This window comes from Nocardioides sp. Z24_21, assembly GCF_058134345.1.
Genome location: NZ_JBYTTH010000003.1, coordinates 257,838 through 269,220, shown reverse-complemented (window position 1 = coordinate 269,220; position 11,383 = coordinate 257,838). Strand labels below are relative to the sequence as shown.

The 11,383-nt window shown below is 74.1% G+C and carries 14 protein-coding genes; 11 read left to right on the top strand and 3 right to left on the bottom strand.

All coding sequences use genetic code 11. The features are described 5' to 3' along the window. Positions 1 to 7: 7 nt before the first annotated feature. Positions 8 to 1,396 carry a dihydrolipoyl dehydrogenase gene (gene lpdA, locus AC3X7Z_RS12840; RefSeq protein ID WP_489976152.1) on the bottom strand — a complete coding sequence of 463 codons (1,389 nt, stop codon included), beginning with the start codon at positions 1,394 to 1,396 and terminating at the stop codon, positions 8 to 10. Positions 1,397 to 1,544: 148 nt separating this feature from the next. On the opposite strand from lpdA, the gene AC3X7Z_RS12835 reads away from it, so the two are divergent. Then, positions 1,545 to 1,904: a hypothetical protein gene (locus AC3X7Z_RS12835; protein WP_241005385.1), complete on the top strand. Its 360-nt coding sequence runs from the start codon at positions 1,545 to 1,547 to the stop codon at positions 1,902 to 1,904. On the opposite strand, the gene AC3X7Z_RS12830 is transcribed toward AC3X7Z_RS12835, so the two are convergent. After that, positions 1,901 to 3,418, bottom strand: a complete 1,518-nt coding sequence (locus AC3X7Z_RS12830; RefSeq protein WP_186341916.1) for a leucyl aminopeptidase — start codon at positions 3,416 to 3,418, stop codon at positions 1,901 to 1,903. The genes AC3X7Z_RS12835 and AC3X7Z_RS12830 overlap by 4 nt on opposite strands. Before the next feature lie 54 nt (positions 3,419 to 3,472). On the opposite strand from AC3X7Z_RS12830, the gene gcvT reads away from it, so the two are divergent. The 9 genes from gcvT to AC3X7Z_RS12785 all read left to right on the top strand — a co-directional run bounded on the left by gcvT (position 3,473) and on the right by AC3X7Z_RS12785 (position 10,047). Continuing rightward, positions 3,473 to 4,582 carry a glycine cleavage system aminomethyltransferase GcvT gene (gene gcvT / locus AC3X7Z_RS12825; protein ID WP_489976151.1) on the top strand — a complete coding sequence of 370 codons (1,110 nt, stop codon included), beginning with the start codon at positions 3,473 to 3,475 and terminating at the stop codon, positions 4,580 to 4,582. Between the two features lies 1 nt (position 4,583). Then, positions 4,584 to 4,835 (top strand): hypothetical protein, encoded by a 252-nt coding sequence (locus AC3X7Z_RS12820; RefSeq protein WP_186341918.1) that lies wholly within the window; start codon positions 4,584 to 4,586, stop codon positions 4,833 to 4,835. A gap of 91 nt (positions 4,836 to 4,926) precedes the next feature. After that, complete coding sequence (locus AC3X7Z_RS12815) at positions 4,927 to 5,790, top strand: hypothetical protein (protein WP_489976150.1); 864 nt, start codon at positions 4,927 to 4,929, stop codon at positions 5,788 to 5,790. Between the two features lie 24 nt (positions 5,791 to 5,814). After that, on the top strand, positions 5,815 to 6,579 hold the full coding sequence (locus AC3X7Z_RS12810) for a class I SAM-dependent methyltransferase (RefSeq protein WP_489976149.1): 765 nt from the start codon (positions 5,815 to 5,817) through the stop codon (positions 6,577 to 6,579). A gap of 116 nt (positions 6,580 to 6,695) precedes the next feature. Beyond that, positions 6,696 to 7,673, top strand: a complete 978-nt coding sequence (locus AC3X7Z_RS12805; RefSeq protein ID WP_489976148.1) for a zinc-binding dehydrogenase — start codon at positions 6,696 to 6,698, stop codon at positions 7,671 to 7,673. Positions 7,674 to 7,695: 22 nt separating this feature from the next. Further along, the gene (locus AC3X7Z_RS12800; protein WP_489976147.1) at positions 7,696 to 8,505 is read left to right on the top strand and encodes a thymidylate synthase; all 810 of its coding nucleotides are present in this window, start codon (positions 7,696 to 7,698) and stop codon (positions 8,503 to 8,505) included. Next, the gene (locus AC3X7Z_RS12795; protein ID WP_489976146.1) at positions 8,502 to 9,017 is read left to right on the top strand and encodes a dihydrofolate reductase; all 516 of its coding nucleotides are present in this window, start codon (positions 8,502 to 8,504) and stop codon (positions 9,015 to 9,017) included. The genes AC3X7Z_RS12800 and AC3X7Z_RS12795 overlap by 4 nt, the downstream gene beginning before the upstream one ends. Beyond that, on the top strand, positions 9,014 to 9,376 hold the full coding sequence (locus AC3X7Z_RS12790; protein ID WP_241005386.1) for a GntR family transcriptional regulator: 363 nt from the start codon (positions 9,014 to 9,016) through the stop codon (positions 9,374 to 9,376). The genes AC3X7Z_RS12795 and AC3X7Z_RS12790 overlap by 4 nt, the downstream gene beginning before the upstream one ends. Positions 9,377 to 9,636: 260 nt before the next feature. After that, on the top strand, positions 9,637 to 10,047 hold the full coding sequence (locus AC3X7Z_RS12785) for an NUDIX hydrolase (protein WP_186341924.1): 411 nt from the start codon (positions 9,637 to 9,639) through the stop codon (positions 10,045 to 10,047). Between the two features lie 13 nt (positions 10,048 to 10,060). On the opposite strand, the gene AC3X7Z_RS12780 is transcribed toward AC3X7Z_RS12785, so the two are convergent. Further along, positions 10,061 to 10,393, bottom strand: coding sequence for a TfoX/Sxy family protein (locus AC3X7Z_RS12780; RefSeq protein ID WP_186341925.1), 333 nt, complete (start codon positions 10,391 to 10,393; stop codon positions 10,061 to 10,063). 84 nt (positions 10,394 to 10,477) lie between these two features. Between AC3X7Z_RS12780 and dapA the strand changes: the two genes are divergently transcribed. Then, positions 10,478 to 11,368 carry a 4-hydroxy-tetrahydrodipicolinate synthase gene (gene dapA / locus AC3X7Z_RS12775; RefSeq protein ID WP_186341926.1) on the top strand — a complete coding sequence of 297 codons (891 nt, stop codon included), beginning with the start codon at positions 10,478 to 10,480 and terminating at the stop codon, positions 11,366 to 11,368. Positions 11,369 to 11,383: the final 15 nt, after the last annotated feature.

Here is an 11,383-nt window from a genome sequence, read left to right as displayed (position 1 = left end):
GGGTGGATCAGGAGTGGGCGTGGAGCGGCTTGCCGACGAGCGCGAGGTGCGCCTCGCCGAGGGCCTCGTTCTGCGTGGGGTGGGCGTGCACCAGGGGCGCGACGTCGTCGGCGTGCGCCTCCCAGTTGTAGATCAGCTGCGCCTCGCCGATGAGCTCACCGACGCGATCTCCCACCATGTGGACGCCGAGCACCGGCCCGTCGACGAGGCCGACGAGCTTGACGAAGCCCTGGGTCTGCAGGATCTGGCTCTTGCCGTTGCCGCCGAGGTCGTAGGTCAGGGTGGTGACGGCGTCGCCGTGGAGCTCGCGTGCCGCCGCCTCGTCGAGGCCGACCGACGCGATCTCGGGGTGGGAGTAGGTGACCCGCGGGATGCCGGTCTCGTCGATGGGGCGCGGGTCGAGCCCGGCGATGTCCTCGGCGACGAAGATGCCCTGCTGGAAGCCGCGGTGGGCGAGCTGGAGGCCGGGGACGATGTCGCCGACGGCGTAGACGCCCTGGACGTTGGTGCGGCACCGCTCGTCGGTGAGCACGAACCCGCGGTCCATCTCGATGCCCTGCTCGGCGTAGCCGAGGCCGTCGGTGACGGGTCCGCGCCCGACGGCGACGAGCAGCACCTCGGCCTCGATCACGCTCTCCCCGTCCGTGGCGCCCTCGACGGTGACGGCGACGCCGGTGTCGGTGACCTTGACGCTCTTGTAGGAGGTCGCCGTGCGGAAGTCGATCCTGCGCTTGCGGAAGGCGCGCTCGAGCGCCTTCGAGGAGGCCTCGTCCTCGGCGGCCACGAGCCGCGGCAGGGCCTCGACGATGGTGACCTCGGAGCCGAACGACCTCCACACGCTTGCGAACTCGCAGCCGATGACGCCGCCGCCGAGCACGATGACCGAGGCGGGGACGCGGTCGAGGCGCAGCGCGTGCTCGGAGGTGATGACCTTGTCGCCGTCGACCTCGAGGCCCGGCAGCGACCTGCTGTAGGAGCCGGACGCCAGCACGACCGACCGGCCGGTGTAGGCGGTGCCGTCGACGGTGACCTCGCGCGGGCCGCTCAGCGTGCCGGTGCCCTGGATGACCGTGATGCCGCGCGACGCGATCAGGCCGGTGAGGCCCTTGAAGAGCCGGTCGACGACCTTGTCCTTGTAGGCGTTGACCCCGGCCATGTCGATGCCCTCGAGCGACGCGGTCACGCCGAACCGGGCGGCGTCGCGCGCGGAGTCGGCGACCTCCGCGGCGTGGAGGAGGGCCTTGGTCGGGATGCAGCCCACGTGGAGGCAGGTGCCGCCGAGGTTGCCCTTCTCGACGAGTCCGACGCTCAGGCCCAGCTGGGCCGCTCGCAGGGCGCAGGCGTAGCCGCCTGATCCGGCCCCGAGCACGAGTACGTCGAACTCAGCGTCCGCCACTGCATTCCCTCCACACGTGCTCGACTCGCACCGACCATCTCGGGGCGCGTCCATCTTTGCACTCTTCGTGACGCTGTCCACACCGGGTCGGGTGGGTCGAAGCGGCGATCGCGAGCGCGATGCGGCCCCTCCCTGCACAATGTGCGCCATGGGCCTGTTCGACCGACTCCGCCGCAAGGGCCGCACCAGCGCCCCCGCGCAGGACGCCACCCGCACCGGGTCCACCCGGGTGCGGGCCTCCGACGGGGAGGACGTGCGACACCTCGAGCGGTTCGTCACCACCCGTCAGGGGGTCGAGGGGTTCGTCGAGCCGCGCACGGCGGTCAGCGACGTGACGCTGCTGCTGGTCGCCCACGACGGGGAGTGGACCCGGCGCCGGGTGCCGAGCGTCCGGTGGGCCCACGACTTCGCCAACCGCCACCGCGTGCCGTCGTACGACGCCGCGGTGGTCGGCGTGCCGCAGCGGATGCGCGACTACAACCGGCGCAAGAAGGCCGAGGGGATCTAGCCCTTCGACCGGGCCTCGGCCAGCGACCGGGCGAGCTCGACGAGCGTGGTGACGCCGAAGCCGGTCGCGCCGGACGGGACGTGGCCGTAGGGGCCGCCGGTGTTCATCTCCTTGCCGGCGATGTCGAGGTGGGCCCACGGCAGGCCGCCGGTGAACTCGCGCAGGAACGCCGAGGCGTAGAGCCCGCCGCCCCAGCGCACCCAGTCGTGCTGGAGCAGGTCGGCGACCTTGGAGCTGGTGACGCGCTCGTGCATCTCCTCGGGGATCGGCATCGGCCAGTGCTGCTCGCCCGCCGCCGCGCCCGCCGCCAGGACCGACTGCACCTCCGGGTCGGTGCCCATGACGGCGCCGACCTTGTCGCCGAGGGCGAGCTGCATGTGCCCGGTGAGGGTGGCGATGTCGACCACGACGTCGGGCTCGTCCTGCACCGCCATCGACAGCGCGTCGCCGAGCAGCATGCGGCCCTCGGCGTCGGTGTTGGCGATCTCGACCGTCGAGCCGTTGTGCATGGTGATCACGTCGCCGGGGCGGGTCGCGGTGCCGGAGACCATGTTCTCGGCCATCGGGGCGAACGCCGTGACCTTGACCGGCAGGCCCAGCCGCGCGATCGCGAGGGTGGCGGCCACGACGCTGGCCGCGCCGGCCATGTCGCCCTTCATGTTGACCATGCTCGACGACGGCTTGATCGTCAGGCCGCCGGAGTCGAAGGTGACACCCTTGCCGACCAGCGCGAGGTGCACGGTCGCGCCCCGCGGTGCCCAGGTGAGCTTGACCAGGCGGGAGGGCGCGGCGGAGGAGTCGCCGACGCTGAGGATGCCGCCGCAGCCCATCTCCGCGAGCTGCTCGTGGTCGAAGACCTCGAGCGTGACCTTGGGGGCGCCGCGGCCGGAGGTGACGTCCTTGTGCGCGGCGCGCACGAGCTCGGCGAGGAGCGGGGGAGTGCAGTCGCGGGGCGGGGTGTTGACCCAGTCGCGGGTCAGCGCGACCGCGTCGGCGAGCACCTCGGCGCGCTCCAGGGCGGCGACGGCCTCGGCGCGGCGGGCGATCCCGGTGAGCACCACGACGTCGTTGGGCGCGGACGTGTCGGGCTGGCGGGACTTGTAGCCGGTGAAGGTGTAGCCGCCGAGGCGGTGTCCCTCGACCACGGCCTCGACCAGCTCGGGCGTGTCGCTCGGCAGGGCGAGGGCGACCGAGGCGGCGTTGGGCACGCTGCGGGCGGCGACGCCCGCGGCCCGGCGTACGGCGACGGGGTCGGCCTGGTCGGCACCGAGCCCGACGAACACCAGCAGGGGTGCGTTGACGCCGTCGCGGGTCGGGGCCTTGACCGACTCGCCGGCCTTGCCGGTGACGCCCATCGTGCTGAGGAAGGGGCGCAGCCGGCGACCGTAGGCCTCGCTGATGTCGGCGGCGGCGTCGCACAGCCGTGGACCCTTGGCGCCGGTGACCACTCCCACCACGACGGCGTCGGCTCGGGTCTTGGCGGGGCTGGCGCTGCGCAACGAGTAGGTGGTCACCCGGGCATGTTAGGCGAGGGGGGACGGGCAGCACGCTGCGGTAGGTTCGGCGCCATGGCCGCATCGCTCAAGCAGTCGCCGCTCCACGACCGTCACGAGGCCCTCGGCGCGAAGTTCGCCGAGTTCGGCGGGTGGTCGATGCCCCTGGAGTACCGGACGGGCGTGGTGAGGGAGCACACGGCGGTGCGGGAGTCGGTGGGCGTGTTCGACGTGAGCCACCTCGGCAAGGCGATGGTGTCGGGCCCGGGTGCGGCCGACTTCGTCAACGCCACCCTGTCCAACGACCTGGCCAAGATCCGGCCGGGCAAGGCCCAGTACACGCTGTGCCTCGACGAGTCCGGCGGCATCGTCGACGACCTCATCGCCTACTGGCACGACGACGAGCACGTCCTGCTCGTCCCCAACGCGGCCAACACGGCCGAGGTCGTGGCGCGGCTGCAGGCCGCGGCCCCGGAGGGCGTGAAGGTCGTCAGCCACCACGACGACTACGCGGTGCTGGCGGTGCAGGGCGCCCGGTCCGACGAGGTGCTCGAGAAGGTCGGGCTGCCGGTCGGGCACGAGTACATGTCCTTCGTCGAGGCCGAGCTGCACGACACCGGCGTCGGTGTCGTGGTGTGCCGCACGGGCTACACCGGCGAGCGCGGCTACGAGCTGGTCGTCGACAACTCCGTCGCCGGACGGCTGTGGGACGACCTGATGGCCGCCGGCGAGGAGTGGGGCATCGTCGCGTGCGGGCTCGGTGCGCGCGACACGCTGCGCACCGAGATGGGCTACCCCCTCCACGGCCAGGACATCGGTCTCGACACCAACCCCCTCGAGGCCGGCCTCTCGTGGGCGGTCGGGTGGAGGAAGGACGCCTTCTGGGGCCGCGACGCGGTGCGGAAGGTGAAGGAGGAGGGCCCGATGCGCCGGCTGCGCGGGCTGCTCGCCGTCGGCCGAGGCATCCCCCGACCCGGGATGAGCGTCTCGCTGACCCCCGACGTGCCACTGGCCGAGATCACGTCCGGCACGTTCTCCCCGACGCTGAGGAAGGGCATCGGCCTGGCGCTGATCCCGACCATGGTCGCCGAGGACGCCGAGGTGGGCGTCGACATCCGTGGGCGGCGCGAGGTCTTCCAGCTGGTCAAGCCGCCCTTCGTCGACCCGTCCGTGAAGGAGTCCTGACGTGCTCCCCGGACAGCCCCCGACCTTCCGCCAGCCCTCGGCCGCCGACCGGCCCTGGTGGTGGCGCCTCGAGGACGCGGCCGGCGCCGAGGTCGAGGTCGCCGGCCACTCCGACCAGCGGTTCGCCACGCAGGGCGACGCTGAGTCGTGGGTGGGCGAGATCTGGGCCGACCTCGCCGACCACGGCGTCGCCGCGGTGACGTTGTTCGAGCACGACCGCCAGGTCTACGGGCCGATGTCGCTGAGCGCCTGACCCATCCGCCCCGGCCCCGGCCCCGAACGCCTCCCGAGGCCGAGCCGGGAGACCGCACGCGAGGTCGAGGAACGCACGGGAGGGGACCGAGGTGGGCACGGCGGACGGGTCGGACTTCGAGACCTACGTCGACGCGCGCTGGCCCGACCTCGTCGCCGGCCTGGAGGAGGACGGCGTCGCGCCCGACGACGCGCGGCTCGCGGTCGCCCAGACCCTGGTGGCCGCGCGGCGCTCGTGGCGGCGCCGCGTGCGCGAGGAGCAGGTCGACGTCACCCTGTGGGCCGAGGCCCGCGAGCGGGCCGCGCTGGCGCCCCGGCCCGGGGAGCCGGCGCCCCACGGACTCGGCCCGCGCGACCCCGGCGACGGTCCCGAACGGTGGCTCGAGCGGGCCGAGCGGGTGCGGGCCGCACGTCGCCGGCTGGCGGCGCGCCGCGCGCTCGCGGGCGTCGCGGTCGCGGCGGTGCTCGCCGCCGGGTGGGCGTGGTGGGCCGCCCGGCCGGCGCCGCCCCCGGTGCGCGAGGAGGCCAACCCGCTGCCCGTCGCGTGGTACGCCGAGGGCGAGCTGCACCTGGCGGACGTGGTCGTCGGGCTGCGCGGGGTGGAGGCGTTCGTCGCCGACGGCTCCGCCGTGGTCGCCCGGCTCCGGTCCGGTGAGGTGCTCCGCGTGGACGCCGAGGGCGGCGTCGAGCCGGTGGAGGAGGCTCCCGCGGCGCTCGACGACGTGCCGGTGCCGCCACCCGTCGTCGCGCTCGGCCCCTACGACGTGCTGGTGCAGAGCGTGCCGATGGCCGACGGGGGCTGGGCACACCTCATCGACTCCTCCCGCCGCGACGGCGCGCAGGACGCCGTCCGGCAGTCGGAGTCCGGCCGGCGGGCGCTCGTCGTGTGCCGTACGCCGACGGCGTGCGGGGAGCCGGTGACCGTCGTCGCCGGCGGCACCATCCTGCTGCGCTGAGCCCCACCGCTAGGGTCACGCCTCGTGGCGGAGGCACTCTGGACGGGCGTGGCGCAGGCGTACGCGCGCAGCTTCGCCGGCCTCTGTGCCGGCACGATCCCGGCTCTCCTCGACGGGCTGCCGCGCGGCGCGCGACTGCTCGACGTGGGCTGCGGCACCGGCGCGCTGGTCGGAGCCGCACGACAGGCCGGGCACGACGCCGTCGGGGTCGAGCCCGACCCCGAGATGGCCGGGCTGGCCGCTGCCGCCCTCGGCCGGGAGCACGTCCTCGTGGGTGGCCTGCCCGAGCTGCCGATGGCCGACGACGGCTACGAGGTGGTGACGGCCGCCTTCGTGCTCAACCACGTCGAGGACCCCCGCGCGGGTGCGCGGGAGCTGGCGCGCGTGGCGGCGCCCGGGGCGGTGGTGCGCGCGACGATCTGGGGAGCGACCCCGCCGCCGCAGGCGGTGATGTGGGGCGGGCTCCTCGACGCCGCCGGCGCCCGGCGGGTGGCGTCACCGCGGCTCGCGCCGGAGCGCGACTTCGAGCGCTCCGCCGACGGCCTCGCCGGCATCCTCGCCGAAGCCGGGCTCACGGTCACCGCTGCCGGCGCCCGCTCGTGGACGTGGCGCGTCGCTGCCGACGACCTCTGGTGCGGTCTGACCACGGTGGGCAACTTCGGCGTTGCGTGGCGCGCCCAGCCCGAGGCCGTGCGGGCCCGCCTGCGGTCGGCGTACGACGCCCTCGGCCCGCACCACGCCTTCGACGTCGAGTGCGTGCTGGTGGAGGCTCGGGTGCCGCGGTCCTGAACGGGGTGTGCCCCGGTGGCACGCCTCGTGCGGCGACTGCTTGACCTCACGTCCACGTGAGCTCCTAGCGTCCTGGGCATGGAGGAGCCGAGGACGACCGAGCGAGGACCGACGTGATGCAGGCGATCGTGCAGAGGGACTACGGCGGTCCGGAGGTGCTCGTGCTCGAGGACGTCCTCGAGCCGGACCCGGCGGCGGGACAGGTGCGGATCGCCGTGTCCGCAGCCGGCGTTCACCTGTTGGACGCCACCCTGCGTGAGGGCGTCGCCGGTCCCTTCGGACGAGCGGCGCTGCCCATGACGCCCGGCCGCGAGGTCGCCGGGGTGGTGGACGCGGTCGGGCCGGACGTCGAGGGGTCCTGGCTCGGTCGACGGGTGGTCGCCCACCTCGGTGTGCTCAGTGGCGGCTACGCCGCGCGCGCTCTGGCGCCTGCCGCGGCGCTGATCCCCCTGGCCGAGCACGTGGACGAGGCAGAGGCGGTCGCGATGGTCGGGACCGGCCGCACCGCGCTGGGCATCCTCGAGGAGGCGGCGATCGGGCCGGACGACACGGTGCTGGTCACCAGCGCGGCCGGTGGGCTGGGGACGCTGCTGGTCCAGGCCGGCGTGCAGGCCGGCGCCCGCGTCGTCGGGGTGGCCGGCGGTGCGGCCAAGTCGGCGCTCGTGGCGTCGTACGGCGCGCACCCGGTCGACTACCTCGAGCCCGGGTGGCCCGCCGAGGTGGCTGCCCTCCTCGGCGCCGAGCGCCCGGTGACCGTCGTCCTCGACGGGGTGGGCGGCACGGTGGGCCGGGCCGCGTTCGACCGGGTCGCTCCGGGCGGCCGGCTGGTCATGTTCGGCTGGACGGCCGGCGAGGCGATCGCCCTGTCGGCGCAGGACGTGTTCGAGCGCGGTGTCGCGGTGACCGCCGCCATCGGAGCCCGCATGTTCGCCCGGCCGGACGGGATCCAGGGGCTGGCACGCGAGGCGGTGGATCGACTCGCCGCCGACGAGTGGCGGCCCGCGACCACCCGGTTCCCCCTCGCCGAGGCAGCCGAGGCGCACCGGGCGCTGTCCGAGCGACGAACCACCGGCAAGGTTGTGCTGCTGACCTGAGCCTGCGTCGTAGAGTCGCCCCGTGCGCGCCTACCTCGACCTGCTCCAGCGGATCCTCGACGAGGGCGTGGAGAAGACCGACCGCACCGGCACCGGCACGCTCAGCGTCTTCGGCCACCAGATGCGCTTCGACCTGGCGGAGGGCTTCCCGCTGGTGACCACCAAGAAGGTGCACACGCGCTCGGTCTTCGGCGAGCTGCTGTGGTTCCTGCGCGGTGACACCAACGTCAAGTGGCTGCAGGACCGCGGCATCACGATCTGGGACGAGTGGGCCGACGAGCAGGGCGACCTCGGCCCGGTCTACGGCTACCAGTGGCGCTCCTGGCCCACGCCCGACGGGCGGCACGTCGACCAGATCGCCCGGCTCGTCGACGGCATCCGCACCAACCCCGACTCGCGCCGCCACATCGTCTCGGCGTGGAACGTCGCCGACGTCGACGACATGGCGCTGCCGCCGTGCCACACGCTGTTCCAGTTCTACGTCGAGCCCACCCCGGCCGGCCCCGGCAGGCTGTCGTGCCAGCTCTACCAGCGCTCGGCCGACACGTTCCTCGGCGTGCCGTTCAACATCGCGTCCTACGCCCTGCTGACCCACATGGTCGCGCAGGTGACCGGGCTCGAGGTCGGCGACTTCGTGCACACCATGGGCGACGCCCACCTCTACCTCAACCACGTCGACCAGGCCCGCCTCCAGCTCAACCGCGAGCCACGCGCGCTGCCGCGCCTGGTGCTCGACCCGTCCGTGACGGAGATCGACGGCTTCGACCTCGAGCACATCGCCGTCGAGGGCTACGACCCCCACCCGGGCATCAAGGCCCCCATCGCCGTATGACCGGCGGTGCGACCGGATCGCTCCGGCCCGAGCAGCGCGTGGTGCTGGTGGCGGCCCACGCCCGCAACCGGGTGATCGGCAACGGTCCCGACATCCCGTGGCGGCTGCCCGGCGAGCAGGCGCAGTTCAAGGAGCTCACCTGGGGCCACACGTTGCTGATGGGTCGCACGACCTTCGAGTCGATCGGCCGCCCCCTGCCCGGGCGCACGACGATCGTCCTGACCCGGCACCTCGGGTGGTCGCACGGGGGCGTGCTCGTCGCCCACACGGTCGAGGAGGCGCTCGCACTCGCCGGCGCCCAGCCCGGCGACCTGATGGTCGCGGGTGGCGGTGAGGTCTACGCCGCGCTGCTGCCCTGGGCGACGCACCAGGTGCTGACCGAGGTCGACCTCGAGCCGGAGGGCGACGTGCACTACCCGCAGTTCCCGGCCGACGAGTGGGTCGAGACGCGGCGCGAGCGCTTCGACGGCTACGACCGCGTGTGGCTCGAGCGCATGGAGCCCGCGGCGTGAGCCCCGCCGTGCGGATCGCCGTCGACCCCGCGTCGGGCGTGCCGCCCTTCGAGCAGGTGCGCGAGGCCATCCGGGCGCAGGTCGACTCCGGCGCGCTCGCTCCCGGCGTCCGGCTCCCGCCGGTCCGCAGCCTGGCCACCTCCCTCGACCTCGCCCCCAACACCGTCGCGCGGGCCTACAAGGAGCTCGAGGCCCTCGGGGTCGTCGAGACCCGCGGGCGCGCCGGGACGTACGTGAGCGGCGCGGGCGTGGAGCGGACGCTGCGCGAGGCCGCGGCGTCGTACGCCGACACGGTCCGCTCGCTCGGCGCGTCCGAGGCCGACGCACTCGCGGCGGTGCGCCGCGCGCTGGGGTCGTAGGGGGCGTCCCCGTGGATGCGCGCCGATGCGCGGGAATGACCGTGCTCGGGTGGTCGTTGGTATGGACAGCTGGCTCCGCATCATGCCCCCGGGCCTCACCCTTCGCCGCTGCGAGCGGCCCTTCGCCGAGAGGCGGCTGACGGACCAGCGAGCAGCACCACGCAGCCACCCGCGGGTAAGCCCCGTCAGGGTGGCTGCGTGCCGTCCGGGCGGGATGGGCTGCGGTGGGATGGGCTGCGGTGGGATGGGATCCTCGAGCCATGGACGAGACGGACGACAGGCACATCGTCGTCGCCGCGGTCGCGCTGGTGCGCGACGGCTGCGTGCTGACGGTCCGCAAGCGCGGGACGGCACGCTTCATGCTGGTCGGTGGCAAGCTCGAGCCGGGGGAGTCGGCCCGCGACGCCGCGCTGCGCGAGACCCGCGAGGAGGTCGGCCTCGAGATCGGGTCGGCGACCCTCCTGGGCGAGTTCCTCTCCGAGGCGGCCAACGAGCCCGGCCACTCGCTGCACTCCACGGTCTTCTGGGTGGAGTCGGACGCCGACCCGGTCGCGGCGGGCGAGATCGCGGAGGTGCGCTGGACCCCGCTCGACGACCACCCCGACGACCTGGCCCCGATGCTCGAGCACCACGTGCTGCCGGTGCTCCGGGCCCGGGTCGCCGCGCGCTGACGGAGGCCGGCCCCTACGTGGGCGGGAGGGTGCGGACGTAGCCCACGCCGCGGTCGAGCCAGAGCTGCAGCTGGTCGTCGGTGGCGAGCGCCTCGGCGGCCACCAGGAGCCAGCCGGCCATCGGTCGCCCGCGCATCACCATCGGGCTCACCGCGGCGCCGTCGACCCACGCCTCGGCGTCGGCGGGGTCGGCTCGCACCATGAGGGAGCCCTGGCTGCCGGCGGCCACCGCCATGTGGCCGTCGACCAGGTAGCCCAGGCCGCCGAACATCCTCCTCGACGTCAGGCCCTGCTCGCCCGTCAGGAGCTCGTCGATCCGCTGCGCCAGCACCTCGTCGTACGCCATCGGCCCAGTATGGGGCGACCCGCCGACACCCGTGTGCGGCTCGGCGCCGCGACTCGCGCGGAGGTGGGGCGATAACCTTCGACCATGAGCTCCAACGCCCCGTTCGGTCGCCTCCTCACCGCGATGGCCACCGCGTTCCACGAGGACGGCAGCGTCGATCTCGAGGGCACCGGGCGCATCGCCGCCCACCTCGTCGCCCACGGCAACGACGGCGTGGTCGTCAGTGGCACGACGGGCGAGAGCCCGACGACGTCGGTGGCCGAGGACGGCGAGATCCTGCGAGCCGTCCAGGACGCGGTCGGCGACCGCGCGACGGTGGTGGCCGGCGTGGGCACCAACTCCACCGCCCACTCGGTCGAGCTGGCGCGCCAGGCCGAGAAGATCGGCGTCGACGGGGTGCTGCTGGTCAGCCCCTACTACAACAAGCCCGGCCAGGTCGGCCTGCGCCACCACTTCTCCGCCGTGGCCGAGGCGACCGACCTGCCCGTCATGCTCTACGACGTGCCCGGTCGCACCGCGAGCCTCATCGAGCTCGACACCTACGAGGCGATGCGGCGCTACGACCACGTCGCCTCGGTCAAGGACGCCTCCGGCCTGCTGCCCCGCGCCGCGCAGCTGACCGAGATGGGCTACTCCGTCTACTCCGGCGACGACGTCGCCACGCTGGGCTACCTCGCCTACGGCGGCGTCGGCCTGGTCTCGGTCGTCGGCCACGCGGCGGGCGACCAGCTGGCGTCGATGATCGACGCCTGGGTCCGCGGCGACCACGCCGAGGCCCTGCGCATCCACACGGCGCTCGTGCCGGCCTTCGCGGCCGTCATGGGCGTCCCCAACTACGGAGCCACCACCGCGAAGGCAGCCCTCGAGCTGCTCGGGGTGCTGGACAACCGCCGCGTCCGCGGCCCGCTCGTCGCACTCGACGAGGACGAGGTCGCTGCGCTGCGCACCGGCCTGGCAGCCGCCGGCCTGATCTGATCGACCACACCAACA

Excerpts from the sequence above, each read along its gene's own strand:
- AC3X7Z_RS12835 (WP_241005385.1), top strand. The coding sequence starts at position 1,545 with ATGGGCCTGTTCGACCGACTCCGCCGCAAGGGCCGCACCAGCGCCCCC.
- gcvT (WP_489976151.1), top strand. The coding sequence starts at position 3,473 with ATGGCCGCATCGCTCAAGCAGTCGCCGCTCCACGACCGTCACGAGGCC.
- AC3X7Z_RS12805 (WP_489976148.1), top strand. The coding sequence starts at position 6,696 with ATGCAGGCGATCGTGCAGAGGGACTACGGCGGTCCGGAGGTGCTCGTG.
- AC3X7Z_RS12795 (WP_489976146.1), top strand. The coding sequence starts at position 8,502 with ATGACCGGCGGTGCGACCGGATCGCTCCGGCCCGAGCAGCGCGTGGTG.
- AC3X7Z_RS12785 (WP_186341924.1), top strand. The coding sequence starts at position 9,637 with ATGGACGAGACGGACGACAGGCACATCGTCGTCGCCGCGGTCGCGCTG.
- AC3X7Z_RS12780 (WP_186341925.1), bottom strand. The coding sequence starts at position 10,393 with ATGGCGTACGACGAGGTGCTGGCGCAGCGGATCGACGAGCTCCTGACG.
- dapA (WP_186341926.1), top strand. The coding sequence starts at position 10,478 with ATGAGCTCCAACGCCCCGTTCGGTCGCCTCCTCACCGCGATGGCCACC.